The organism is Allobosea sp. FG18 (genome assembly GCF_057809495.1).
The window spans coordinates 64,902-90,362 of sequence record NZ_JBMDKB010000017.1; the positions used below are offsets into that span (position 1 = coordinate 64,902).

A 25,461-nucleotide genomic window follows, 5' to 3' on the forward strand; every position below is an offset into this window, starting at 1 on the left:
CAATCTCCTGAGGGGTTGGCAGCGTCAGAACGGAAGATGCTTGGGCTTGGCCCAGCGATACCAGATCGCGATCAGCATCCGGGTCAGCGTCACCGCCGTGATCACGGTGGTGAGAATGCCCAGGATGAAGACGACCGCGAAGCCGCGCACCGGGCCGGAGCCGAGCGAGAACAGCGCAACGGCCGCGATCAGCATGGTGACGTTGGAGTCGATGATCGTCGCGAAGGCGCGCTGAAAGCCGGCTTCGAGCGCCGAGACCAGGCTGCGGCCCTGATGCTCCTCCTCGCGCATGCGCTCGTAGATCAGCACGTTCGAGTCGACCGCCGTGCCGATGGTCAGCACGATGCCCGCGATGCCGGGCAGCGTCATCGTCGCGCCGAGGAAGGACATCAGGCCGAAGATCAGGCCGACATGGACGACGAGCGCGATGCTCGCGATCAGGCCGAAGATGCCGTAGGTCGCGAGCATGTAGATCACCACCAGCACGGTCGCGATCAGGGTCGCCATCTTGCCCGCCTGGATCGAGTCGGCGCCGAGGCCGGGGCCGACAGTGCGCTCCTCGACGATGGTCATCTTGGCGGGCAGCGCGCCGGCACGCAGCAGGATCGACAGGTTGTTGACCTGCTCGACCGTGAAATTGCCGGAAATCTGGCCCGAGCCGCCCGTGATCGGCGACTGGATCACCGGCGAGGAGATCACCTTGTTGTCGAGCACGATCGCCAGCGGGCGGCCGAGATTCTCGGTGGTGATCTGGCCGAAGCGCTGGGCGCCGCGGATGTTGAAGCGGAAATTCACGATCGGCGTGCCCGAGCGCGAGTCGAAGGCCGGCTGCGCGTCGATCAGGTCGGCGCCGTCGACGACGGGCTGGCGCAGAACGGGCACCATCTGGCCGCCGGCATCCTGCGAAGGCAGCATGTCGACATCGCTGCTGTTCGCATCGCCGACGAGGCGGAATTCGAGTTTGGCGGTATCGCCGAGGATCTGCTTCAGGCGCTGCGGGTCCTGCAGGCCCGGCACCTGCACCAGGATGCGGTCGAGGCCCTGGCGCTGGATATTCGGCTCGGTCGTACCCAGCGCGTCGACGCGACGGCGCAGCACTTCCATGGCCTGCTCGACGGCGCGGCGGATGCGCTCGTTCGAGCCGGCTTCCGTCACCGTGAGCTGGATCAGCCCGTCCGGCTGTTCCGTGACATTGATCGACTGGTTGCCCGACGGCCCGAAGGCGCCGATCGTGCCGATCGGCTGGGCGAGCTCGCGCAACTTCGGCATCACGCGGGCGCGCTCGGTGGCGTCCGGAACGCGGACCTGCACGCCCCGCGGCGTCGTCTGGATGCCGCCCTGGGGCGCGGCGCGCTCGTCGCGCAGGATGCGGCGGACGTCGTCACGCAGCTGGACGACCTGGCTGCGCACCAGCTCGGCCCGGTCGATCTCGAGCAGGACGTGGGACCCGCCTTGCAGGTCGAGGCCGAGCACCACGGCATGAATCGGCAGGAAGGCCCGCGGAATCCAGGACGGTGCGTTGGTTTCGATGGCCTTGCGCGTCTCAGGCGACAAGAGGTTCGGCACGGCGAGCCCACAGCCGATGAACAGCACGAGCAGGACGAGGATGACCTTGCGGGCCTGGAGACGAAGCATCTGCGTGAACAGCCTTGTTATCGTGGCTCAGGCTCCGCATGCGGAGCCTGACCGTGGCATTCTCAGTTCTTGACCGGCTCGCTCTTGGAGCGGACGTCCTGGATCATGCCGCGCACGATGCGCACGCGCACGCCGTCGGCGATCTCGACCTCGATCTCAGCATCGTCGACGACCTTCGAGACCTTCCCGATCATGCCGCCGGAGGTGACGACGGTGTCGCCGCGACGCACGTTCTTGATCAGCTCCTGGTGAGCCTTCGCCCGGCGCTGCTGCGGCCGGATGATCAGGAACCACATGATGACGAAGATCAGCAGGAACGGCACGAGCTGGATCAGCATGTCGGCGCCGCCACCGGCTCCCGAAGCCTGGGCGAAAGCGGGGGTGATCACGAATACACTCCTCTGGTACGGCGGCGGCACGCCGCCGACCGCGAATCTCTGATGGAAAGACGTAAGGCCAAAACCACCGCCCGGCCGGAAAATCGCGCGGACTATAGCCAGCAACGCCATGAAATCAATCGGACGCGCCCGGTTTCCCGCGCGCGCTCCCTCACCTATGGGCTGGCTGCCATTCGCGCAATGCCCCTTGCGCACGATCCACGGCGTGGTTTAGCTAGCGGCGTGAACCGTACCGGACGGTACGGTACGGTTCGACAGAACGAAACGAAGGCGCAAGCTGCCATGACCACGACCGAAACCGCCCCCGACCAGACGCTGGCCACGCTGCTGCGCATCGCCGACGCGCTCGAGCGCATCGCCCCGCCCCGCCGCAAGGCCGCGGACCTCAAGGCTGCGGACGCCTTCGTCTGGCAGGCTGCGGGCTCGGAGCTGGTGCCGGTGCCAAAGGTGAACCGCGTCGCACTCTCGCTCTTGCGCGGCGTCGATCGCGTTCGCGACACGCTGGCCGAGAACACCGAGCGTTTCGCCCAGGGCCTGCCGGCCAACAACGTGCTGCTCTGGGGCGCGCGCGGCATGGGCAAGTCCTCGCTGGTCAAGGCCGTCCATGCCGACACCAACCTGCGCCTCGCCAAGGATGCGCTGCCGCTGAAGCTGATCGAGATCCATCGCGAGGATATCGAGAGCCTGCCCGCGCTGATGAGCCTGCTGCGCAACGATCCGCACTATGCAATCGTCTTCTGCGACGATCTCTCCTTCGACAGCGACGACACCTCCTACAAGTCCCTGAAGGCGGTGCTCGACGGCGGCGTCGAGGGCCGTCCCGACAATGTCGTGTTCTACGCCACCTCGAATCGCCGCCACCTGCTGCCGCGCGACATGATGGACAACGAGCGCTCGACCTCGATCAATCCGGGCGAGGCGATCGAGGAAAAGGTCTCTCTGTCCGATCGCTTCGGCCTCTGGCTCGGCTTCCACAAATGCAGCCAGGACGAATACCTGGAGATGATCAACGGCTATGCCGGCCATTTCGGACTAAATGTCGCCGCCGACGAGTTGCGCCGCGACGCGCTGGAATGGTCGACGACGCGCGGCTCCCGCTCCGGCCGCACCGCCTGGCAGTACATCCAGGACCTCGCCGGCCGGTTGGGCAAGCGGCTGGAATCCTGAAAAAGGCGTACGCTCGCAACGACTTTGCCCCCCCCTTGTCATTCCGGGGCTTCGCGCAGCGAAGAACCCGGAACCCACGACCGGGTGAGCCGTCCACAACCGGTCTTATTGGCCAGCCCAGTCGTGGGTTCCGGGTTCGCGCCTGTGGCGCCCCCCGGAATGACAACCGAGGCAACTGCCTGCCCAACCCGGAACACAAACGAAAACGGGGCCGCCCTTTTCTGGGGCAGCCCCGTTCTTTTCGATCGGGAGGGTCTCGCGGAACCGATCGAAGGCTGGAAAATTCGTCCGCGGCTCCTGGATCAGTTGTTCAGATAGGGCGTCGGATCGACCGGCGCAGAACCCTTGCGTAGTTCGAAGTGGAGCTGCGGCGAGGAGACGTTGCCGCTCTGGCCGGAGCTGGCGACAACCTGGCCGCGCTTCACGGTGTCGCCGCGCTTCACCTTGAGCTCGCCGTTATGGGCGTAGGCCGAGACATAGCCGTTCGGGTGGCGGATCAGGACGAGATTGCCGTAGCCCTTCAGCTCGCTGCCGGCATAGGCGACCGTGCCGCCCTCGGCCGCCTTGACCGGCGTGCCTTCGGGAACCGCGATGTTGATGCCTTCGTTGCCGCCCTTGCCGCTATAGCCCGAGATCACGCGGCCGCGCGCCGGCCAGCGGAAATCCGCCTTGTCGGCCGAAGAGGTCTCCTCTTCCTGCTTCGGGATGCTGGCCGTGGTCTTCGGCTCCGGAACCGGATCGGCCTTCGGGATCGCGGTCGGCTTCGGCTCGACAGCCGGAGCGCTCGCGACGACCACCGGCTTGGCGGCTGGCACGGCGGTCTTCACCGGCTTCGCCTCGGGAGCAGGCTTCGCAGCGACGACCGGCGCAGCCGCAGGCTTGGCAACCGGCGTCGGCAGGGCGGCGCCGGTTTTGCGGGCATCGGCCTTGGCCTTCGCTTCGGCAGCGAAACGGGCGCGCGATTCCTTCATGGCCTGCGCATCGGCGGCAGCCTTCGCCTTGGCCTCGGCGGCAGCAGCAACCTTCGCGTCGGCAGCGGCCTTTGCCTGCGCCTTCGGATCGACGGCAGCCGGCGGGGTCACACGCGGAGCCGCCGACGGGCCGGCGACGAAACGCTGCGTCTCGGCCGGCGCCTGGGCGACCTGGCGGGCCGGCGCGGGGGCGGCGGCCGGAGCAGCAGAGGCGGAAGCGTTGTAGACGGGAATGGTGATGCGCGTTCCGGGAGCAACGTTGGCGCTGTTCAGCCCGTTCGCCGACATGATGGCGGCGCGCGGCACGCCATAGCGCGACGAGATCGTGTCGAGTGTCTCACCCTGGGCGAGCACGACGGGGGTTCCGCCCTGCGCGGACCAGCCGGCGGCACCGCCGGAGACGGCCTGCGGGACCGGCGAGCTCAGCGCGACGGAGGATTGCGGCGGCGGCAGAGACTGCGCCCGAACGACCGGAGCGGAAGCCACCGGCTGCAGCGGCGCGCTCGACACCTGCCCGATCGAGCCGGTCGTGGCCGGATCACGGAACTGGGACGGCGCCTGGGCCGACTTGAAGGGGCTCTCGAACGGCGTGTCGGTGAAGCGCATCGCATCCGACGAGCAGGCACTGACGCTGAGAGCGAACAGGCACACCGTCGACAAGCGACGGAGCGCGCGGGGATTGATCGTTTCGGCTTGGCTACGCATGAACTGAGTACTCGCGAACGACGCAACTCGATGACCGGGATTAAAGTCCCGTTGAGCTTAATTTCGCGTAAACGGCGCCAGAAACTTGGGTAACGCGTTCCAGGCGCCGCAAGGAGCCGGGTACGGCCGGCCTGACCGCCCGCCCATGAGCGCAAGACCCCTCAGCGATCCACCGGCATCCCTCGAATGTAGGATGCGCGCCAGCATGACGTAAGGGTAAGATATGCCGGAGATTGGTCCACCTCACCCCATGCCAGGCGGGCCGGCTCCTCGGGGAACCGACATGGATCGCTTCAGAGGCTTCGTTGCCATCACCATCGTGATCGCCGCCGTCGTCACGACGATCGCGTGGATCGGCTTTCTCGGCTGGGCCGCCTGGCACCTGCTGGCCTGAACGGACGGCCGCCGGTGCGACGGCACGCCTACAGCGCGCGCGACCGGCCGGGTATCAAGGGCGGCAGGCGCAGCGCCGGCCCGGTCGCATGGTCGAACTGCCCGTCTTCGAGATGGGTGACCACGACCCGCCGCGCCGCCCCTTCGACACGCAGCGCGCCGACGAGACGACCGCCCGGCGAGAGCCGCGCCAGCAACGCCTCCGGCACCGCCTGCGTGACGCCGTTGACGAGGATGCGATCGAAACGCCCGAGCGTCCGGTCAGGCTGGAATCCGTCCGCATGGCGCAGATCGACGGCCCCGCCGAAGCCGCTGTCGGAAACGCGCTCATGAGCCGCCAATGCGAGCGAGCGATAGCGCTCCAGCGAAACGACCTCGCCCCCCATCGCGGCCAGCAGCGCCGAGACATAACCCGATCCGGTCCCGATCTCGAGCACCCGCGCGCCCGGCTGCATGTCGAGCGCGCCGAGCAGGTTCGCGACCGTATGCGGCGCCGTCATCGTCTGGCCACAGGGCAGCGGCACCGACACGTCCTGCCGGGCGAGATCGGCGAAGCGGGATGGCGCGAAGCGGTCGCGCGGCACCCGCTCCATCGCGCGCAGCAGCGCGAGATCGCGCACGCCCCGCGCGCGGAGCGAGAGCAGGAAGGCGACGGTGCGCTCGCCTTCGCTGGCCGGCGCGTCCTCGCTCATGCCCCTCCCCGCCTCTCGCTCAGGCGAACAGCTGCGCGAAGCGCGTCAGCGTCGGCTCATGCGTCAGGTCGAGTTCGAGCGGCGTGATCGAGATGCGCTTCTCGGCCAGCGCCTTCAGGTCGGTGCCGTTGGCCGGCTCCTTGCCGCTGCGCTGGAAGGCAATCCAGTAATAGGGATTGCCGCGGCCGTCCTTGCGCGGCTCCAGCTGCACCAGTTCCTGGTCGCGTCGACCCTGCACGGTGACGGCGACGCCCGCAACCTCGTCCGGTCCCGCATTGGGGAAGTTCAGGTTGAACAGCACGCCCTCCGGAATGCCCTCTTCCAGCAGACGGCGGATGATGCCCGGCGCATGGCTCTCGGCGCAGTCCCAGCGGATCGAATCGCGATTGCCGGGCGCATAGGCCTGGCTGATCGCGATCGAGGGCACGCCGAGCAGCGTGCCTTCCATGGCGGCAGCGATGGTGCCGGAATAGGTCACGTCCTCGGCGACGTTCGAGCCGCGGTTGACGCCGGAGAGCACGAGATCGGGCCGCGCATCGGCCATGACCGAACGCACCGCCATGATCACGCAATCGGTCGGCGTGCCCTGCACCGCGTAGCGCTTCTCGCTGATCTCGCGGAGCCGCAGCGGATTGGACAGCGACAGCGAATGCGCGACGCCGGACTGGTCGGTCTCGGGCGCGACGACCCAGACATCGTCGGAGAGCTGGCGCGCGATGCGCTCCAGCACGGCCAGGCCCTCGGCATGGATGCCGTCATCATTGGTGACGAGGATACGCATGTCTCAGGCCGCCTTCTCGATCCGCGTCACGCCGCGCATATAGGGCACCAGCACGTCCGGCACGGTGATCGAGCCGTCGGCGTTCTGGTAGTTCTCCATCACCGCGATCAGCGCCCGGCCGACAGCCGTGCCCGAACCGTTGAGGGTGTGCACGAAGAACGGCCCCTTGCCGTCCTTCGTCTTGTAGCGGGCGTTCATCCGCCGCGCCTGGAAATCGCCGCAGACCGAGCAGGACGAGATCTCGCGATAGGTCTTCTGGCCGGGCAGCCAGGCCTCGATGTCCCAGGTTTTCTGCGAGGCGAAGCCCATGTCGCCGGTGCACAGCGTCATCACGCGATAATGCAGGTCGAGCTTCTTCAGCACCGCCTCGGCGCAGGCGAGCATGCGCTCATGCTCCTCGCGCGACTTCTCAGGCGCGGTAATCGAGACGAGCTCGACCTTCTCGAACTGGTGCTGGCGCAGCATGCCGCGCGTGTCGCGTCCGGCAGAGCCGGCCTCCGACCGGAAGCAGGGTGTCAGCGCGGTGAATCGAAGCGGAAGCTCTTCCTCGGAGAGGATTGATTCCCTTGCCAGATTGGTCAGCGGAACCTCGGCGGTCGGGATCAGCCAATGCTCCTCGCCGGCGCGGAACTGGTCCTCGCGGAACTTCGGCAGTTGCGCCGTCCCGAACATCGCATCATCGCGCACCAGCAGCGGCGGGTTGACCTCGGTATAGCCGTGATCCTCGGTGTGCGTGTCGAGCATGAACTGCCCGATCGCCCGCGACAGCCGCGCGATCCCGCTCTGCAGCACGACGAAGCGCGAGCCGGAGAGCTTGGCCGCCTTCTCGAAGTCCATCTGGCCGAGGGCCTCGCCCAGCTCGAAATGCTGCTTGGGGTCGTTGACGCCCGCGAGCAGGCCGCGCTCCTCCGGCTTCACGCCATGGACATGCAGCACGACATTGCCGTGCTCGTCGGCGCCATCAGGCACGTCGTCGAAGGGCGCGTTCGGGATCGCGGCGAGCTTCTCGTCGAGCGCATCCTTGGCGGCCTTCTCCTCGGCCTCCAGCGCCGGCTGCTGCTCCTTGAGCGCCGCGACCTCGGCCTTCAGCGTGTCGGCGAGCGCGACGTCCTTCGCGCCCATCGCCTTGCCGATCTCCTTGGAGAGCGCGTTGCGGCGTTCCTGCGTGGCCTGCGCCTTGGCGATCGACGAGCGGCGGACATCGTCGAGTGCGAGCAGCGAGGACGACAGCGGCGCCAGGCCCCTGCGCTCAAGCCCCTTGTCGAACGCCGCGGCGTTCTCGCGAATCCATCTGATGTCGTACATCGTCGTCCGGCCATGCCATCGCTGCGGAATGCAGCGTCGCATGCTCTAGACCGGGATCGCGCGCGAGGGAACCACCCCTCGCGTCATTCCGGACGGCGGAGATCGATTACTCCGCCGCGCCCTCTTCGGCCTTCGCGGCTTCGCTCTTCTTCTCGACCCGGCGCACCGAAAACACCGAAAGCTCGTAGAGCAGCATCATCGGGATCGCGAGCATGAGCTGCGAGATCACGTCCGGCGGGGTCAGCACCGCCGCCACGACGAAGACGAAGACGATGGCGTAGCGGCGCTTTTCCTTCAGGAACTTCGAATCGATGATGCCGGCCTGCCCGAGCAGGGTCAGGATCACCGGCAGCTGGAAGGCGATGCCGAAGGCGAAGATCAGGGTCATGATCAGCGAGAGATATTCGCTGACCTTCGGCAGGAGCGCGATGCCGGCCTGCGTCTCGGTCGCGGCCTGCTGCATGCCGAGCGAGAACTTCATCAGCACCGGCATGGCGAAGAAGAAGACCAGCATCGCGCCAAGCGTGAAGAACGCCGGCGTTGCCATCAGGTACGGTGCAAACGCCGCCTTCTCGTTCTTGTAGAGGCCGGGCGCCACGAACTTGTAGACCTGCGTCGCGATCACCGGGAAGGCGAAGAAGCCGGCGCCGAAGGCCGCCACCTTGATATGGGTGAAGAGCAGCTCGAGCGGGCCGGTATAGATCAGCTGCGCATTGGCGGCGCTGCCGGCGGCCCAGACATAGGGCAGCACGAGGATGTTGTAGATCTGCGTCGAGAAGCCGAAGCAGACGAAGAACATCAGCAGGAAGGCGATCAGCGACTTGATCAGCCGCGAGCGCAGCTCGACCAGATGCTCGATGAGCGGCGCGCGCGAGGCCTCGATCTCGTCCTCGCCCTCGCGAGGATTGGCGACGCTCATGCGGAATTCTCCTCGCCCTTGGCGGCCTTGCGCTTGCGGGCGGCAGGCTTGGCGGGTTCAGCCGGGGCGGTAGCGACCTTGAGCTTGCGCGCGGCGGCTTTCGGCGCCTTGGCCGACACAGCCACGACAGGCACCGCAGCCGGTGCTTCGGCGACCTTGGCGCTGCGCTTGCGGACGGGCTTCGCCGGAGCGGGCTCAGCCGCGACGGCCGGGGCAACCGGCGCCGCGACGACCGGGACCGCCGGCTCGGCTGCGGCCTTGCTCGCGCGCTTCGGCTTGTCGGCGGGCTTGGGCGTCTCGGCCGCGATCTGGACCGGCGGCAGAGGCTCAGGCGGCGGCAGCGAGGCGAGCTTGGCCTCGGCCTCCTTCAGCGCGGCCTCGTCCGGCTTCGGCGCATCGGGCTTGGAAGCCTCGAAGTCCTTGATCGAGTCGATCGGCTTGAAATCATTGTTCAGCGCGCTCGACACCGATCCGCCGACATCCTCGACCTGCTTCTTCAGGTCGGCGAGCTCGGCCTCGCGCATCGCGTCGTTGAACTGCCCCTGGAACTCCGAGGCCATGCGCCTGACACGGCCAATCGTCTGGCCGACCGTGCGCAGGGCCTTGGGCAGGTCCTTCGGGCCGATAACGACCAGCGCCACCGCGCCGATCAGCACCATCTCGCTCCAGGCGATGTCGAACATCGACGGCTCGTCCTCTCAAGCCTGCCCCCGAAGGGGCAGCGGCATCAGGCCTTGTGCTCGGCCTTGGCCTGGGCCTGGGCAGCGGCGTTGTCGGCCTTCGTCTGGTCGATCACCTTGGGATCGACGGTCGTAGCGGTCGGCGCCGCCGTCTCGTCATCCTCGGCCATGCCCTTCTTGAACGATTTGATGCCCTTGGCGACGTCGCCCATCAGCTCGGAAACCTTGCCGCGTCCGAACAGCAGCATCACGATGACGCCGACGACGATCCAGTGCCAAATGCTCACGCCACCCATGGCGAAACTCCTCCGAAATTGCGTCGACCGGGGCAGGCCCCAACCAAGTCCTTGTCCGGTCGATTGTTCGGCGGCGGAACCTATTGATCCGCAGCCGGAAACACAAGGACTTCATCCGACGGAATCTCGACCCCGATCTCGTCGCCCACCGCGATCTCGTCAGAGAGCGGCGCCCGCACCGACAGGGCCCGATCGAAGCCGTCGACCCTCACCTGCAGATGGTCGGCCTCCCCGAGGAAGCGCCGGCCGATCAATCGCCCGCGCAGGTAATAGCCCTTCGGCACGATACGAACGCGGTGCGGCCGGATGCAGGCAATGGCGGCCGCGCCCTCCGCGATCCCCGGCGCTGCGAAGCGGCCGAACGGGGTATCGACGGCTCCATCGGAAACCCGCCCCTCGACCTCGGTTAAGTCGCAGAAAAATCGGGCGGCAAAGAGGCTGGCAGGCTGCCGGTAGAGTTCCTCGCCGGTGCCGATCTGGACGATCCGGCCGGCCCGCATCAGCACGATCCGGTCGGCGATCCGCATCGCGTCCTCGGGATCATGCGTGACGATGATCGAGGTCGCACCGGTCTCTTCCAGCAGGGCTGCGGTCTCGTCACGCACCACATCGCGCAAACGCCGGTCGAGATTGGAGAAGGGCTCGTCCATGAGCAGTACGCCCGGCCGCGGCGCGATCGCACGCGCCAGTGCCACGCGCTGCTGCTCGCCGCCCGAGAGCATATGCGGATAGGCATCGGCGAGTTCTGCGAGACCGACCCGCCCCAGCGCCCGCAAGGCGGTCGCATCGGCCGCGGCCGGAGCCTGGCCGCGCAGGCCGAAGCGGACATTCTCACGCACCGAAAGATGCGGAAACAGGGCATAGTCCTGGAAGACGAAGCCGACGCCGCGATGCTCGGGCTCGACGAAACGATCGGGGTTGGAGACGTCTCGCCCTTCCAGCAGGACGCGACCGGCGCTCGGCCGCTCGACCCCGGCCGCGAGCCTGAGCAGCGTCGTCTTGCCGCAGCCGGATTGGCCGAGAAGCGCGACGATCTCGCCGGGTTTGACGGAAAGCGAGACATCGGACAGCGCCGTCACCGAACCGAAGCGTTGCGTCACGCCCTCGAAGCCGAGCGCCATCGGGATCGCCGCCCCGGCCGTGCCGCGCCGGCCCCAGCCGAGCCATCCTGATTTGGTTTCGCTCTGCGCCAATGCCCTGCTCCACCTATCCAAATTTGCGCTGTCATCCCGGGCGACCGAAGGGAGACCCGGGATCCATGCCGGAGCGCATCCAGCAGAAGCTCAGGCATGGATTCCGGATCGGCGCCGCTGACGCGGCTCGTCCGGGATGACATACGGAGGGGAGCAGCGACCTCAGCGTGCACCCTCACCCCTGTTGCGATCCGCCTTCGCCGTCGTCAAGCGGGCTGAACAGATCGCCGAGCGGGTCCTCGTCGTCGCGCAAGCCCGGATCGTCGTCGGGAACGGGCACGGCGAGGTCGCGCGTCAGCCGCCCCTCGATGAAGCCCGTGCCCTTGAGTTCCTCGAGTCCCGGCAGGTCGTCGATGCGATCGAGCCCGAAATGATCGAGGAAGCCCGGCGTCGTCCCGTAGGTGATTGGCCGCCCCGGCGAGCGCCGCCGCCCGCGCAGGCGCACCCAGCCCGCCTCGAGCAGGATGTCGAGCGTGCCCTTGGCGGTGGCGACGCCGCGGATCTCCTCGATCTCGGCCCGCGTCACCGGCTGGTGATAGGCGATGATCGACAGCACCTCGAGCGCAGCCCGCGACAGGCGCCGCGGCGGTTCCGCCTCGGCCGCGAGCAGGTAGCCGAGGTCCGGCGCCGTGCGAAAGGCCCAGCCGCCGGCAACCTGACGCAGATTGACCCCACGCAGCGCATAGCTCTCGACAAGCCGCGCCAGCACCTGATCGATCGCGATGCCGGCCGGGATCGCGCGCCCGAGCGCATCAGTGGTCAGCGGCGCGGCCGAAGCAAACAGAAGCGCCTCGACGACGCGCACCGCCTGCGCAAAGGCCTCCGCCCCGCCATCGGCCTCGACATCCCCGGGCTCAGCCGCCGCGCCGGTCATGAAGCATCCTTGGCCGCGAAGGGCAGGCCTTCAGGCCGGGCCGAGCGGCGGCGCACCTGAATCGGCGCGAAGGCCTCATCCTGGCGGAGGTCGATCACCCCTTCCCGCACCATCTCGAGCATCGCCGACAGGGCTGAAGCCCGCACCGTCGCCCCCATCTCCCGCGCCGGCAGGCCGTGCGCCATCATGTATTGCATCAGGTAGCCGTCGAGCTCGGTCCAGTCTCCGGCCTCCCCGACCAGCCGCTGCAACGCCTCGCGCGCCTCGACCAGCGACCAGACGACGCGGTGGCCGACCGAGATATGGCCCTGCACCCGCTTCTGCCGCTGCTGGGCATAGGCCGCGAGCAGATCGTAGAGCTCGGCCTCCCAGACCGGCCGGGCGCCGGCAACGATCTCCTCCGGCGCGCCGCGGGCGAACACGTCCTGCCCCAGCCGCTCGCGCGCCGAGAGCTTGTTGGCGGCGACGCGGATCGCTTCCAGCCGGCGCAGGCGCAAGGCGAGCGCGGTCGCGAGATCGGTAGCGCTGGGCTCCTCGCCCCTGGGCGGCTCCGGCAGCAGCAGGCGCGACTTGAGATAGGCGAGCCAGGCCGCCATCACGAGATAGTCGGCTGCGAGTTCGAGACGCAGCGCCCGCGCCTCCTCGACAAAGGCGAGATACTGCTCGGCCAGCGCGAGGATCGAGATGCGGTGCAGATCGACCTTCTGCCGGCGCGCGAGATCGAGCAGCAGGTCGAGCGGTCCTTCATAGCCGTCGACATCGACGACGAGCGAAGGCTCGCCCGCGCGCTCGCTGCGGTCTTCCTCGAATGGCAATTCGGCCGTCATCGAAGGCCCTGCCCCACCTGTCATCCCCGGAGATGCAGATTCGGCCGTTCAGGCGCTCAAGGCAAGCGCGGCCATGACTTCTGCGCGCGCGGCCTCCAGATCGACCGGCTCCGGCTCATGCCGGATGCGGCCGAGTGCGGCGGCGGCGCGACGGGCGCGGGCGCCGGTCATCTCCGGCACGGCCCCGGCGACCGCGATCATCTCGTCCATGATGCCGTGGCAATGCAGGATGACGTCGACGCCAGCCCGGATCGCGGCCCGCGACTTCGCCTCGAACGAGCCGGACAGCGCCTTCATCGAGATGTCGTCGGTCATGATCAACCCGTCGAAGCCGAGCTCGCCGCGCATGATCTCGCGCACGATCTTCCGCGAGATCGTCGCCGGGTTCTTCGCGTCGAGCGCGGTGAAGACGAGATGCGCGGTCATCGCCAGCGGCATGTCGGCGAGATGCCGGAACGGCCGGAAATCATGCGCCCGCAATTCGTCCAGCGAGGCATCGACGATCGGCAGGTCGTGATGGCTGTCGGCCCGCGCCCGGCCGTGGCCGGGCATATGCTTGACGACCGGCAGCACGCCGCCGGCGATCAGCCCCTCGGCGGCGGCCCGGCCGAGCCGCGCGACCTGATCGGGGTCATGAGCATAGGCCCGGTCGCCGATCACGTCATGGCTGCCGGCGACCGGCACGTCGAGCACCGGCAGGCAATCGACATCGATGCCGACTTGTCTCAGGTCATGCGCCATCAGGCGGGCGCTGAGGCGGACGATCTCGCGCTGGCGGATGGGATCGTTGATCGCGAGGAAGGCGCGGGCCGACTGGTATTTCGGCCAGTTCGGCGGCCCCATGCGCTGGACCCGCCCGCCCTCCTGATCGATCAGGATCGGCGCGTGCCAGCCAACGGTCTCGCGCATCTCCGCCGTCAGCGCCGCAGTCTGCTCGGGCGTCTGCGTGTTGCGCTTGAAGACGATGAAGCCCCAGGGCCTGGCGTCGCGGAAGAAGGCCCGCTCGTCAGCGGTGAGGCTCGTGCCGAGGCAGCCGGCGATGAAGGCGCGCGATGTCATGACATCGGGTTACGACATCGGCCCAAAAAGGCAAATGCGGTTTTCGGACCAGGCCGATGCGGGAAAGCAATGGCGACGAGGCACCGTCATCGCCTCACCTTCGACGTCATCCCGGACAAGCCGCCTTCGGCGGCGCCGATCCGGGATCCATGCCGGAGCGCGTCCGGCATGGTTCAGGCATGGATCCCGGGTCTCCCTACGGTCGCCCGGGATGACACGCCTTGGCGGGAAAAGTCCCTCACTTCACCTGCTGGTAGTTCTGCGCGTTGAAGGCGTCGAAGGGCAGTTCGGCGATGCGGAACCAGAGCTGTTCCTTCTTCCAGTACGGCAGGAAGGAATCGTAGAAGGTCTTGAAATTGGCGTTGCTGGCGGCGAGTTCGCCATACATCGCGAAGGCCTCCTTGAACGCCGCCGTCATCACCTCCTGCGGGAAGGGCCGCAGCTCCGCGCCCGTGCCGGCGAGGCGAATCAGCGCGTCGGGGTTGTTGTGGTCGTACTTGGCCAGGCAGTTCATGTTGGCCTCGGCGCAGGCCGCTTCGACGATCGCCTTGTAGGAGGCCGGCAGTTCGTTCCACTTGTCCTGGTTGGCGAGGAAGCTGACATTCGCGTTCCCCTCCCAGAAGCCGGGATAGTAATAGTACTTGGCGACCTTCACGAAGCCGAGCTTCTCATCGTCATAGGGACCGGAGAACTCGACGGCATCGAGCGTGCCGCGCTCCAGCGCCGGATAGATGTCGCCGCCGCCGATGGTCTGCGGCACGACGCCGAGGCGCGCCATGATCCGCCCGCCAAGGCCGGCGATCCGGAACTTCAGGCCCTTCAGGTCCTCCAGCGACTTGATCTCCTTGCGGAACCAGCCGCCCATCTGCGCGCCGGTATTGCCCGACGGGATGGTGTGGATGTTGTAGCTCTTCATGAAGGCACGGCAGAGTTCGAGCCCGCCGCCCTGGTAAAGCCAGGCATTCTGCTGGCGGGCATTGAAGCCGAAGGGCAGCGAGGTCTCGAAGGCGAAGGCCGGGTCCTTGCCGATATAGAAGCTCGCCAGCGTATGGCTGCACTCGACGGTGCCGTTCTGCACGGCGTCGAGTGCCTGCAGCGGCGGCACGATCTCGCCGGGCGCGAAGACCTGGATCTGGAAATTGTTGTCGGTCGCCTCGGCCACGCGCTTCGCGACATGGGTCGAGATGCCATAGAGCGTGTCGAGGCTCTTGGGATAGCTTGAGGTCAGGCGCCAATTGATCTTGGGCTGCGACTGGGCGACAGCCGGCGCGGCGATGGCGGCGCTGCCGGCTGCACCTGCGGCAGCGGCCTTGACGAACTTGCGGCGATCCATGGGTTACCTCCAGCGTTCGGACGGCTGCCCCTTCGGGGCAAGCCTCGCGTTGTTGGGGAGGCTACTCGCATGGCCGAACGCATGAAACAAGCGCGGCGGCGCACCCTGTCATGCGTCTGATTCAAATGAAAACGGCGGCGCCCGATGGGCACCGCCGTCCGATCTCGTCGTGGGCCGATCGGATCAGTTCTTGGCGATGAAGCACTGTCCGCCGGCCGCCTGGAGCGCCGTGCACATCGAGGTCGCGTCCTCGCGGGAATACGGCCCGACGCGCAGGCGGAAGACGGTCTTGCCGCCCGCCAGTTCCGTCTTGCGGATGATCGGTGCCTGGCCGCCGAGCTGCTGCGGATACTTGCGCTGAAGTGCCGCGAAGGTCGCGCGGGCCTCGGCATCGCTGCCGGGGGCGCCGAGCTGCACCACGAAATCGCCCGTTCCGGCGCGGACGGCGGCCGTCGCCGGGGCCGGCGGCACGGCCGCGGGAGCCGGAGCAGCGGCGGCGAGACGCGTCGGTGCGACCGGGGTGGTGGCGGCGGGCGGCGTCGTGGCGCGTTCCTGGACCTTCGGCGCGGCAGCCGCGACCGGAGCCGAAGCGGGACGCTGCGAGGCCGGGTTCGTCGCCTGGGTGGCGAGCGAGCGGCTCGGCGCCGAGCCGGTCGCGATCGGGCTGTCGATGGCGACCGGATTCTGCACCGGCGTGCCATCGGGGCGGATCGCGACGGTGCGGACCTTGCGCGGCTCGCCGAGACCCGGCACCGGCGGCATCGGGGTCAGTGCCGGCTCCGGCGGGATGATGCTGCGCTCGGGCGTGGTGGGGGCGGCGGCGAGCGCGTTACCCGCACCGGAGATCGGCCCCGGCATGACCACGCGCGGCGGCATTGAGCGGGCGGCCTGCTGGACGTCGACCGGCTGCTCCTCGTTGTTCACGACCTTGCTCTGCGCCTGGGGGGCGTCAGGGCTGCGCTCGTAGATCTGCTTGTTCTGATTCGGGATTTCGGCGCCGCCCGGATTGGCGGGAGCGACCTTGACCGGCCCGGAATCGGCCGTGATCACCGGAGGCTGGCCGTCCTTCGTGGCCGAGCCGCCGCGCAGGGTGAAGGCAGCGCCGACACCGACGAGGCCGACGGCGATGACCGCCGCAGCCGCCCAGAGCCCCTTGCGCGAACGGCGCGGCTCCAGGTCGGGCATGTCGTCTTCGCTATAATCCGGCGTCGGAGCGCCCTGCTGATGAGTATGACCATAGTCGTAGGCCGGCTCTTCATGCGCATAGGCGGCCGGAGTCTGGCGGTATTGCGCACCCTCGTCGAGATCGCGCGGCGCAGCTGCCCCCTGGATCGCAGCCGGGCGAGCGTAGGGCAGCGGCTCGGGCAGGTCGAAATCGGGCTGATAGTCAGGCTGAGGAGCCGGCGGCGTCGGCGCCCGCACAGGCGCTTCCGCCCGGCGCGGCTGGGTACTACGCAGCAGCGCCTCGAACTCGTCGAGCGCGCCGCGCATCTCGGCTGGCGGCTGGCTCACCTCGGGAACGGCCGGCGCCGGCTGCTGCGGCACGACCTCGAAGCTCGGCTCCTGGCGCATCGCAGGGCGCGGCGGCTGGCGCCGCTCGGCGAAGATGTCCTTGAGCGGGTCGTCCTGCCCGACGATGCGGGTCAGCTCCGCAAGCGGGTCGGCCTGCTGCCCCGGGCGGGGCGCCTGCCCTGCTCCGCGCAGCTGGCGCTCGAGATCTTCGAGATCGAGCGCAAAACGGTTCCTAGCTGGCTCACTCATGGTACGATCCATTCCAGCACAAGCCGCTTCCTCCTATGGAAGAACCGGGAACTCTGTGCGGTCAACCTGACCTTGTGCGCGCCGCCGGAAAGACCTTTCCGTCAGCGCATCTCTTCCGGCGCCGCAACTCCGGCGACAGCCAGACCGGAAGCAAGGACGCTGCGCACCGCGTGCACAAACGCCAATCTTGCCAAGGTCGACTTTCGATCAGTTTGATTAACGAACCGTAATTGCGGCGAGTCTTTGCCCTTGTTCCAGAGCGAATGGAAGGCGCTCGCCAGCTCGTGGACGAAGAAGGCGACGCGATGCGGCTCATGCGCGGCGGCTGCGCCCTCGATGATTCGCGGATAGGATGCGAGCATCTTGACGATGCCGACTTCCGCCTCGTCGGTCAGGATCGACAGGTCGGCCCCGGCCAGCGCCGGCGTCGACAGGTCGAGGTCCGGGAACGCCTCGCGGGCCTGCCGGAAGATCGAGGCGCAGCGCGCATGCGCGTACTGGACGTAGAAGACCGGGTTGTCCTTCGACTGCTCGACGACCTTGCCGAGATCGAAATCCAGCGTCGCGTCATTCTTGCGGAAGATCATCATGAAGCGCACCGCATCGCGGCCGACCTCGTCGATCACCTCGCGCAGCGTGACGAAATCGCCGGAGCGCTTCGACATGCGCACCTGCTCGCCGTTCCGCAGCAGGCGCACGAGCTGGCAGAGCTTGACGTCGAGCGAGCCCTGCCCGTTCGTCACCGCCTTCACGGCCGCCTGCATGCGCTTGACATAGCCGCCATGGTCGGCGCCCCAGACGTCGATCATCTCGGGGAAGCCGCGCACGAACTTGGAGCGGTGATAGGCGATGTCGTTGGCGAAATAGGTGTAGCTGCCATCCGACTTCAGCAGCGGCCGGTCGACGTCGTCGCCGAACTTGGTGGCCCGGAACAGCGTCTGCTCGCGGTCCTCCCAATCCTCGTCCTTCTGGCCCTTCGGCGGCGGCAAACGGCCCTCATAGACCAGGTCGCGCGCGCGCAGGTCCTCGATGGTCTGATGCACGGCATTCGTATCGCCGTCCCGCCCCTGCAGCGAACGCTCCGAGAAGAAGAGCTCGTGGACAACGCCGAGCGCAGCGAGATCGTCGCGGATCATCGCCATCATGCCGTCGATCGCCGCCTGCCGGACGAGCGGCAGCCAGTCCCATTCGGCCTTGTCGCGCAAAGCCGGGCCATACTGCTCGGCGAGCGCCTTGCCGACCGAGACCAGATAATCGCCGGGATAGAGCCCCTCGGGAATCGCGCCGATATCCTCGCCCAGCGCCTCGCGATAGCGCAGGAAGGCGGAGCGGGCGAGCACATCGACCTGCGCGCCGGCATCGTTGATGTAGTATTCGCGGGTGACGTCATGGCCGGCAAAGGCGAGCAGGCTCGCCAGCGCATCGCCGAACACCGCGCCACGGCCATGGCCGACATGCATCGGCCCGGTCGGGTTGGCCGAGACGTACTCGACATTGACCTTCGGCTCGGGCTTTGGTGCGCCGCGCCCGTAATCCAGCCCAGCCTCGATCGCCGCCTTCAGAACCGCCGTGAACACGGCCGGCTGCAGCGTCAGGTTGATGAAGCCGGGGCCGGCGATCTCCGCCTTGATGATCTCCGGGTCCTTGGACAGCTCCTCGACCAGCAGCGTCGCCAGCGCGCGCGGGTTGGTGCCGGCATCCTTGGCCAGAACCATCGCAGCATTGGTGGCGAGATCGCCATGGGCCGGGTCCTTGGTCGGCTCGACCACGACGCGCGCGAGATTGAGGCCGGCCGGAAGCGCGCCTCGCTCGGCCAAAGCCGAGAGCGCAGCGTGAAGACGGGCGGAATAGATCTCGAACAGGTTCATTGCGGCCACGATTGCGGATGGAAAGCCGCCCGGCCCTATCGCAGCGAGGGGGTGGCGTCAAACAGGCGACGGTGCTCGTCGAGCGCATACCAGTCCGTCATGCCCGCGATATAGTCGGCGATTCGCCGGGCGCGGCGGTGTTCGTCGAGAGGATCGCAACCCGCCGCCCACTCCTCCGGCATCGCCGCCGGATCGGCGCTGAAGCGCTCGAACAGCTCGCGCACGACCTGCGCCGCATCGGCCCGGATCGGCGCGATGCGCGGGTGGCGATACATGTTGGGATAGAGGAAGCCCTTGATATCGCGGTCGGCCTTCTCGATCACCGGCGAGAAGGCGATGACGGGAGCATCCGCCCGCCGGATCGCATCCGCATCATCGGGCATCAATTCAGTCAGGCGCCGCTGCGATTCCGCGATCACGTCTTCGACGAAGCGCGTGATAACCCGCCGCACCAGCTCGTTGGTGGCGCGCGCCCGCTCCAGCCCCGGATGACGCCACTCGATCTCGTCGAGCAGTTCGGCCAGGAACGGCACGGCCCGAAGCTCGGCATGCCCGAACAGCCCGGCCCGCAACCCGTCGTCGATATCATGAGCGTTGTAGGCGATGTCGTCGGCCAGTGCCGCGGCTTGCGCCTCCGCCGAGGCATAGCTGTCGAGCCAGAGGTCCTGACGCTCCTGATACTCGACGATCGCAACCGGGATGCCGCTCTTGGCATAGCGCGCCGTCGGTTTGCCTTCGTGGTCGAGCAGCGGGCCGTTATGCTTGACGAGGCCCTCCAGCGTCTCCCAGCTCAGGTTGAGACCATCGAAATCGGCATAGCGCCGTTCCAGCCGCGTCACGATGCGCAGCGTCTGGGCGTTGTGGTCGAAGCCGCCGAACCCGGCCATGCATTCTTCCAGCGCGTCCTCGCCGGTATGGCCGAAGGGCGTGTGGCCGAGGTCATGCGCCAGCGCCAGCGCTTCGGCCAGATCCTCGTCGAGGCCGAGTGCGCGTGCCAAAGCGCGGGCGATCTGCGCCACCTCGATCGTATGGGTCAGGCGCGTGCGGTAATGGTCGCCCTCATGCGAAACGAAGACTTGCGTCTTGTGCTTCAGCCGGCGGAAGGCGGTCGAATGGATGATGCGATCGCGGTCGCGCTGGAACTCGCCGCGCGTCGCCGAAGCCGGCTCCGCTACGAGGCGGCCGCGGCTCGTCGTCGAGCGGCAGGCATAGGGCGCGCGCCAGCGCTCCCCCGGCTCGGTGCCGGACGCGAAGGAAAAGCCGGAAGGCTGGTTCTGTGGATGCGGCATGGCTGCCCCGTCGCGCGCCCGAGCTTGTAGAGGCGCTGCCGGGCCATTACCTTCCCGAGTAACCAGGGTGCAAGGCGCATCTGCCCAAGGAGCCCCGAATATGTCGACCGATCTTGCGGTCAACCCGCGCGGCATCGCGGTCACCGCAAATGCCGCCAAACGAATTCTCTCGGTGATGGCGCAGGAGCCGCCGGGCTCGATGCTGCGCGTCAGCGTCGCCGGCGGCGGCTGCTCCGGCTTCCAGTACATCTTCGACGTCGATCGGGAGAAAGCGGCGGACGATCTCGTCATCGAGCGCGACGGCGCGACCGTCCTGATCGACGAAACCTCGCTCGACCTGCTCGAAGGCTGCACGATCGACTTCGTCGACGACCTGATCGGCCAGTCCTTCCGCATCACCAATCCGAATGCGACGAGTTCCTGCGGCTGCGGGACGTCCTTCGCTGTCTAGGGCTTAGGCGACGCGCCCGGTTGCGCGCTTCAGGACGGGCTTGCCGTACTGGCCGAGACGGGCGATCTCGGAATCGAGCACGACCTCGCCGAAGACCCTGACGAGATCGCGGTCGAGTTTTCCGCCCATCGCGACGAGCACCGCATAGGCATCCCCCGGCGACATCGGCGGCTTGTAGCTGCGCCGCTCGATCAGGGCGGCGTAGACGTCGCAAATGGTGATGATCCGCACCGGGTCAGGGATGTCGCCGCCGCTGAGCCCATGCGGATAGCCCGAGCCGTCGAGATATTCGTGATGCGACAGCACCGCGGTGAGGACCAGCGGCGCGAAGCCCCCTTGCGCGACCAGCATGCCATGGCCATCGCCCGGATGCCGGCGCATCACCTCGCGTTCCGCCGGCGACAGGCCCGCAGGCTTGCGCAAGATATCGAGGGGAATCCGGGCCTTGCCGATATCGTGCAGGACCGCCGCCTCGGCGATCAGCCGCCGGTCGGCTTCGCGGAAGCCGAGCCGATGCGCGAAGGCCGCCGCCAGGCCGGAAACGAGCAGGCAATGCTGGTAGGTGGCATCATCGTGCCGCCACACCATGTCGAGCCAGGCGTTGAGATCGCCGCCATCGGCGGCGCGGTTGAGCGCGGTGACGCTGTCCTCGATCGCCTTCGCCGGCAATCCGACGCCGGTCTCAGCCGCCCCCATCAGATCGGCGAACGCCGCCGAGGCCGCCACGAAGCGCCGCCCCAGCGCCGCCGCGTCATCGGTCTGGTCCGACGGGGCCAGCAGCAGACCGACCTTGTCGAGCAGCACGGCCGTTGAGACATCCGCCGGCAGGATATCCGTCGCGCCGAGCGCATTGGCCTGAATCTGGCAGCGGCTCGACATATCGCGGAGCAGGAAGATGCAATGCGAACCGGCATGCAGGCGCGGCGCGAGCGCCGCACGAGCCGCCTCGATGCTCAATCGTTCGGACAGGTCGAGATCGACGACGAGAAGACCAGCGCCGTCATGCGGGACATCCCCACCAGGCGACAGCGCCGTGCACGGCCCCCAGATCGAGAGAACCCGCTGCAACGCCTGACGGCGTTCGTCGTGATCACTGAGCAGAAGAACGATGACGCGGCCTCCAGAGAAGCCAACATCTGAAAACCGCGCGGATTGATGAACCGTAAAGCCCGCTGCGAATACTCGGGCCTATCACGAATAAAAACCGTGCAAGACAACGTCGCTCAGGAAAAACCGAAGGAGCGGCTGCCCCCTCGCTCCCTTCGCGCCTCAGTGCGCCGCCGTCGCGGCCACGTCCTGCTCGAGATGAATCTCGGCAGCCATCAGCCCCTTCGGTCCGGGGCCATAGCGCACCAGCACCGTCTGTCCCGGCACCAGCTCGACGAGGCCGTAGCGGCGCAGCGTCTCCATATGCACGAAGATATCGGGCGCACCCTCGCCCTTCGAGACGAAGCCGAAGCCGCGCAGGCGGTTGAACCACTTCACCTCCATGCGCTCCAGCCCGCTCGTCGGCGAAACCGCGACATTGGTGCGCGCCATCGGCATCTCGGAGGGGTGGCGGCCAACGGACGTGTCGATCGAGAGCACGCGCACCGCCTGGCGGCCCCGCTGCTTCTCGACGGCTTCGAGCACGATGCGAGCCCCTTCCGCTATCGTATTGAATCCATCACGCTTCAGGATCGTGACATGGAGGAGCACATCGGCGCCGCCCGCCTCCGGCACGACGAAGCCATAGCCCTTGGAGACATCGAACCACTTGACGTAGCCAATGACCTCGACCGGCACCTCTGTCGCGTGGCTGCCCGCCCCATCGAGCCGCATGACGCGATTGAGTGACTGGATGGGACCCATCGGTGGCCGCCCGCTCTCACCGAATTCGTCGGACATGTGCCGCTCACCCCCACGCGCAACGCTTGATTCGTGCTGTCACGATACCATTGCTGCCGATTCAGGATACAGCCCCGAAAAATTCGTCCACATCATCCGGTGCCCGGACAATCGGGCGGATCAGCTCATCGCCCGACGCGTAACGGCTGAGACCAAGCCCGTGGCATGATGCCGGAACGCCACATCATCGGGATTCGCCATGCTCGACCTGCCTACGCTCGCGCTCTTCACCGCCGCGGCGGCGGTTCTCACGGCCACGCCCGGCCCCGACATGCTGCTGATCGCCTCGCGCAGCCTGAGCCAGGGCCGGATGGCCGGCCTCCTCACCTATGCCGGCATTGCGATAGGCAGCTACCTCCAGGCCTTCGCCGCGGCCTTCGGCCTGTCCCAGCTCTTCATCCTCGTGCCCACGGCCTATGACGTGCTGCGCTGGGTCGGCGCGGCCTATCTCGCCTATCTCGCCTGGACGACCTTGCGCTCGCAGGCACCGCTCTTCGCGCCCGGCCGCGTCGCCGCCGTCCCGCTGCGCCGCATCTTCCTGCAAGGCCTCTGGACCAACCTGCTCAATCCGAAGATGGCGTTGTTCATGTTGGCGCTGCTGCCGCAGTTCCTGAAGCCGGAACTGGGCTCGATCGCGCTTCAGGTCATCGTTCTCGCGACGATCCTGAACGTCATGGGCTTCCTGACGAACGGCATCGTCATCCTTGCAGCGAGTCGCATCGGCCAGGCGCTGGCCAGCCGGCCGGCTCTCGCGCGCCTGCCGCAAAGGCTGATGGGCGCGGTCTTCGGTGGACTGGCGGTCAGGCTCGCGCTCGCCTCGCGCGACTAGGCCCGCAATGCGCCGAGCACCGCACCGCTCTCGGCGCGGATGACAAGGTCCGCGATCGGGTCGAGCTCCGTCGGCTCGCGGTTGAGAATGACGAGCTTCGCACCCTGCCGCTTGGCGATCACCGGCAGGGTCGCCGCCGGATAGACCACCAGCGACGAGCCGACGACGAGAAAGAGGTCGCATTCCAGCGCCAGTAACTGTGCCCGCTTCATCGCCTCCTGCGGCATCGCCTGCCCGAAGGAGATCGTCGCCGATTTCACCGGCCCGGCGCAGATCATGCACTCCGGCGGCTCGCCGGTGGCCTCAAAGACGGGCCGGATCGCCGCCAGCTCGTGCCGCCAGCCGCAGGTCAGGCAGGTCGCATAGGTGCCGTTGCCATGCAGCTCGATCACCCTCTCCTCAGGCACGCCCGAAGCCTGGTGCAGGCCATCGATGTTCTGGGTGACGATGGCGGGCGAGTGTCCCTCGGCTACCAGGCGGGCCAGCGCCCGATGGCCGCTGTTCGGCGCTGCCCCGCGATAATGATCGTCCATCGTGAACTTGCGGCGCCAGGCCTCGATGCGGACCTCGCGGCTCTCTACGAAGGCGTCGTAGGGAATCGGCTTGTTGACCATCCAGGGCGAGCCGGGCGTGCGAAAATCCGGAACGCCCGATTCCGTCGAGATGCCGGCGCCGGTGAAGCTGACGATATCGTCCGCCTCGTCGAGAAGTTCCTGCAACGCGGCGATGGCATCCTCGGTTTCATCCTGCATGCGTCGGCCCGGTCGCTGGATTGGAAGTCTCCCAGATATGGCGCGGGTTTGTTGCGCTTCCAAGGCGATTGACGGAAAGCCGCGCACGCCGCAAATCAGAGGCACCATGCCGACGACCGCCAGCGCCCAGCTCAATCCCGATCTCATCGACACCGGCACGCCGCCGATCCCGGAGGCGCAAGGCTGGGCGCGCGCCTATGGCGGAGCCCGCGGCCCGCTCATCGACCTCTCGCAGGCGGTGCCCGGCGCTCCGCCCCCAGTGACCCTGCTCGAGAAGCTCGCAGCGGCCGCGGCCGAGCCCGGCAGCACGCGCTATGGCGGCATCACCGGCGATGCGGCCTTGCGCGAGGCCTATGCCGCCGAGATCTCGCGCATCTACGGCACAGCCTTCGCGCCGGCCGAGGTCGCGATCACCTCGGGCTGCAACCAGGCCTATGTCGTGACGATGATGGCGCTGGCGCGGGCCGGCGACAACGTGCTGCTGCCGACGCCCTGGTATTTCAACCACGAGATGACGCTGACCATGCTCGGCGTCGAGGCCCGCCCGCTGCCCTGCGCGCCGGAGGCCGGATTCGTGCCGGATGTCGCGACTGCCGAGGCGCTGATCGACGACCGCACGCGCGCCATCGTGCTCGTCACCCCCAACAACCCGACCGGCGCGGTCTATCCGCCGGAGACCATCGCCGCCTTCGCCGCGCTCTGCGCAAGGCGGGGTATCTGGCTGGTGCTCGACGAGACCTATCGCGATTTCCTGCCTGCGGATGTTGCCAAGCCGCATGAGGTCTTCGCGACAACGAGCTGGCAGGATTCGGTGATCGGCCTCTACAGCTTCTCGAAGGCCTATGCGATTCCGGGTTGGCGCCTCGGCGCGATCACGGCCGGCGAACCAGCGCTCGCCCAGATCGGCAAGGTGCTGGACTGCGTCCAGATCAGCCCGGTCCGGGCCGGGCAGGCGGCGGTCACCTGGGGCATCGACGGCATCCGCGACTGGCGCGAGCGCAACCGCGCCGAGATCAACGCCCGCGCCGATCTCTTCCGGCAGGCAATGGCGCCGCTGAACGGTTGGCGCGTGCTTTCGGCCGGCGCCTATTTCGCCTATGTCGCCCACCCGTTCGAGGGCGTGAAGGCGGCGGAGGTGGCGCGCCGGCTCGTCGAGGATTGCGGCGTGCTCGCCCTGCCCGGTCCCTATTTCGGCCCCGGACAGCAGAACCACCTGCGCATCGCCATCGCCAATGTCGCGGCGGACAGGATCGAAGAGCTGCGCGAGCGGCTGACGGGGTTTTCGCTCTGACCTGAAGCCAACTGTACCGTCATGCTCGCCCTTGTGGCGAGCATCCACGTCTTGAACACGGATTGCATTGGCGCAGACGTGGATGGTCGGGAGGAGCCCGACCAT

The 25,461-nt window shown here is 67.7% G+C and carries 25 protein-coding genes; 5 read left to right on the plus strand and 20 right to left on the minus strand.

Annotated features, from left to right (window positions below; genetic code table 11):
• Window positions 1–24 precede the first annotated feature (24 nt).
• Window positions 25–1,635: a protein translocase subunit SecD gene (gene secD, locus ACODTJ_RS18705; protein ID WP_454656678.1), complete on the minus strand. Its 1,611-nt coding sequence runs from the start codon at window positions 1,633–1,635 to the stop codon at window positions 25–27.
• A 62-nt stretch (window positions 1,636–1,697) separates the two neighbouring features.
• The gene (yajC, locus tag ACODTJ_RS18710; RefSeq protein WP_454658982.1) at window positions 1,698–1,973 is read right to left on the minus strand and encodes a preprotein translocase subunit YajC; all 276 of its coding nucleotides are present in this window, start codon (window positions 1,971–1,973) and stop codon (window positions 1,698–1,700) included.
• A gap of 342 nt (window positions 1,974–2,315) precedes the next feature.
• Here yajC and ACODTJ_RS18715 point away from each other — a divergent pair, with 342 nt between their 5' ends.
• Window positions 2,316–3,200, plus strand: a complete 885-nt coding sequence (locus tag ACODTJ_RS18715; RefSeq protein WP_454656677.1) for an ATP-binding protein — start codon at window positions 2,316–2,318, stop codon at window positions 3,198–3,200.
• A 302-nt stretch (window positions 3,201–3,502) separates the two neighbouring features.
• Here the strand turns inward: ACODTJ_RS18715 and ACODTJ_RS18720 are convergent, their stop codons facing one another.
• The 15 genes from ACODTJ_RS18720 to ACODTJ_RS18790 all read right to left on the minus strand — a co-directional run bounded on the left by ACODTJ_RS18720 (window position 3,503) and on the right by ACODTJ_RS18790 (window position 20,146).
• Window positions 3,503–4,876: a peptidoglycan DD-metalloendopeptidase family protein gene (locus ACODTJ_RS18720; protein WP_454656676.1), complete on the minus strand. Its 1,374-nt coding sequence runs from the start codon at window positions 4,874–4,876 to the stop codon at window positions 3,503–3,505.
• Between the two features lie 422 nt (window positions 4,877–5,298).
• Window positions 5,299–5,961, minus strand: a complete 663-nt coding sequence (locus ACODTJ_RS18725) for a protein-L-isoaspartate O-methyltransferase family protein (protein ID WP_454656675.1) — start codon at window positions 5,959–5,961, stop codon at window positions 5,299–5,301.
• Window positions 5,962–5,980: 19 nt separating this feature from the next.
• The gene (gene surE / locus ACODTJ_RS18730; protein WP_454656674.1) at window positions 5,981–6,742 is read right to left on the minus strand and encodes a 5'/3'-nucleotidase SurE; all 762 of its coding nucleotides are present in this window, start codon (window positions 6,740–6,742) and stop codon (window positions 5,981–5,983) included.
• Window positions 6,743–6,745: 3 nt separating this feature from the next.
• Window positions 6,746–8,047 (minus strand): serine--tRNA ligase, encoded by a 1,302-nt coding sequence (serS, locus tag ACODTJ_RS18735; protein ID WP_454656673.1) that lies wholly within the window; start codon window positions 8,045–8,047, stop codon window positions 6,746–6,748.
• Between the two features lie 106 nt (window positions 8,048–8,153).
• On the minus strand, window positions 8,154–8,966 hold the full coding sequence (tatC, locus tag ACODTJ_RS18740; RefSeq protein ID WP_454656672.1) for a twin-arginine translocase subunit TatC: 813 nt from the start codon (window positions 8,964–8,966) through the stop codon (window positions 8,154–8,156).
• A complete protein-coding gene (tatB, locus tag ACODTJ_RS18745; RefSeq protein ID WP_454656671.1) occupies window positions 8,963–9,649 on the minus strand; it encodes a Sec-independent protein translocase protein TatB in 687 nt (228 codons plus the stop codon). Before tatB ends, tatC begins: the two co-directional genes overlap by 4 nt.
• Window positions 9,650–9,693: 44 nt before the next feature.
• A complete protein-coding gene (locus ACODTJ_RS18750) occupies window positions 9,694–9,942 on the minus strand; it encodes a twin-arginine translocase TatA/TatE family subunit (RefSeq protein ID WP_454656670.1) in 249 nt (82 codons plus the stop codon).
• Between the two features lie 80 nt (window positions 9,943–10,022).
• The gene (locus ACODTJ_RS18755) at window positions 10,023–11,063 is read right to left on the minus strand and encodes an ABC transporter ATP-binding protein (RefSeq protein WP_454658981.1); all 1,041 of its coding nucleotides are present in this window, start codon (window positions 11,061–11,063) and stop codon (window positions 10,023–10,025) included.
• Between the two features lie 247 nt (window positions 11,064–11,310).
• Complete coding sequence (gene scpB / locus ACODTJ_RS18760; RefSeq protein WP_454656669.1) at window positions 11,311–12,009, minus strand: SMC-Scp complex subunit ScpB; 699 nt, start codon at window positions 12,007–12,009, stop codon at window positions 11,311–11,313.
• Window positions 12,006–12,836 carry a segregation and condensation protein A gene (locus ACODTJ_RS18765; RefSeq protein ID WP_454656668.1) on the minus strand — a complete coding sequence of 277 codons (831 nt, stop codon included), beginning with the start codon at window positions 12,834–12,836 and terminating at the stop codon, window positions 12,006–12,008. The genes scpB and ACODTJ_RS18765 overlap by 4 nt, the downstream gene beginning before the upstream one ends.
• Before the next feature lie 48 nt (window positions 12,837–12,884).
• Window positions 12,885–13,895 (minus strand): beta-N-acetylhexosaminidase, encoded by a 1,011-nt coding sequence (nagZ, locus tag ACODTJ_RS18770; protein ID WP_454656667.1) that lies wholly within the window; start codon window positions 13,893–13,895, stop codon window positions 12,885–12,887.
• 238 nt (window positions 13,896–14,133) lie between these two features.
• Window positions 14,134–15,228, minus strand: coding sequence for a TRAP transporter substrate-binding protein (locus ACODTJ_RS18775; RefSeq protein ID WP_454656666.1), 1,095 nt, complete (start codon window positions 15,226–15,228; stop codon window positions 14,134–14,136).
• A 183-nt stretch (window positions 15,229–15,411) separates the two neighbouring features.
• Entirely contained in the window at window positions 15,412–16,989 is a 1,578-nt protein-coding gene (locus ACODTJ_RS18780) for an SPOR domain-containing protein (protein WP_454656665.1), read from the minus strand.
• A gap of 101 nt (window positions 16,990–17,090) precedes the next feature.
• Window positions 17,091–18,857, minus strand: coding sequence for an arginine--tRNA ligase (gene argS / locus ACODTJ_RS18785; protein ID WP_488849575.1), 1,767 nt, complete (start codon window positions 18,855–18,857; stop codon window positions 17,091–17,093).
• Between the two features lie 35 nt (window positions 18,858–18,892).
• The gene (locus tag ACODTJ_RS18790; protein ID WP_454656663.1) at window positions 18,893–20,146 is read right to left on the minus strand and encodes a deoxyguanosinetriphosphate triphosphohydrolase; all 1,254 of its coding nucleotides are present in this window, start codon (window positions 20,144–20,146) and stop codon (window positions 18,893–18,895) included.
• 100 nt (window positions 20,147–20,246) lie between these two features.
• On the opposite strand from ACODTJ_RS18790, the gene ACODTJ_RS18795 reads away from it, so the two are divergent.
• Window positions 20,247–20,597, plus strand: a complete 351-nt coding sequence (locus tag ACODTJ_RS18795) for a HesB/IscA family protein (protein ID WP_454656662.1) — start codon at window positions 20,247–20,249, stop codon at window positions 20,595–20,597.
• 3 nt (window positions 20,598–20,600) lie between these two features.
• On the opposite strand, the gene ACODTJ_RS18800 is transcribed toward ACODTJ_RS18795, so the two are convergent.
• Window positions 20,601–21,476 (minus strand): HD-GYP domain-containing protein, encoded by an 876-nt coding sequence (locus ACODTJ_RS18800; protein WP_454656661.1) that lies wholly within the window; start codon window positions 21,474–21,476, stop codon window positions 20,601–20,603.
• Between the two features lie 21 nt (window positions 21,477–21,497).
• Here ACODTJ_RS18800 and ACODTJ_RS18805 point away from each other — a divergent pair, with 21 nt between their 5' ends.
• A complete protein-coding gene (locus tag ACODTJ_RS18805; RefSeq protein WP_454656660.1) occupies window positions 21,498–21,737 on the plus strand; it encodes a hypothetical protein in 240 nt (79 codons plus the stop codon).
• A gap of 129 nt (window positions 21,738–21,866) precedes the next feature.
• Here ACODTJ_RS18805 and ACODTJ_RS18810 read toward each other — a convergent pair whose 3' ends face one another.
• Window positions 21,867–22,484, minus strand: a complete 618-nt coding sequence (locus tag ACODTJ_RS18810; protein ID WP_454656659.1) for a cold-shock protein — start codon at window positions 22,482–22,484, stop codon at window positions 21,867–21,869.
• Between the two features lie 199 nt (window positions 22,485–22,683).
• On the opposite strand from ACODTJ_RS18810, the gene ACODTJ_RS18815 reads away from it, so the two are divergent.
• The gene (locus ACODTJ_RS18815) at window positions 22,684–23,313 is read left to right on the plus strand and encodes a LysE family translocator (RefSeq protein ID WP_454656658.1); all 630 of its coding nucleotides are present in this window, start codon (window positions 22,684–22,686) and stop codon (window positions 23,311–23,313) included.
• Here ACODTJ_RS18815 and ACODTJ_RS18820 read toward each other — a convergent pair.
• A complete protein-coding gene (locus ACODTJ_RS18820) occupies window positions 23,310–24,065 on the minus strand; it encodes an SIR2 family NAD-dependent protein deacylase (protein WP_454656657.1) in 756 nt (251 codons plus the stop codon). The two genes, ACODTJ_RS18815 and ACODTJ_RS18820, sit on opposite strands and share 4 nt — an antisense overlap.
• 106 nt (window positions 24,066–24,171) lie before the next feature.
• On the opposite strand from ACODTJ_RS18820, the gene ACODTJ_RS18825 reads away from it, so the two are divergent.
• On the plus strand, window positions 24,172–25,356 hold the full coding sequence (locus ACODTJ_RS18825) for an aminotransferase (protein ID WP_454656656.1): 1,185 nt from the start codon (window positions 24,172–24,174) through the stop codon (window positions 25,354–25,356).
• Window positions 25,357–25,461: the final 105 nt, after the last annotated feature.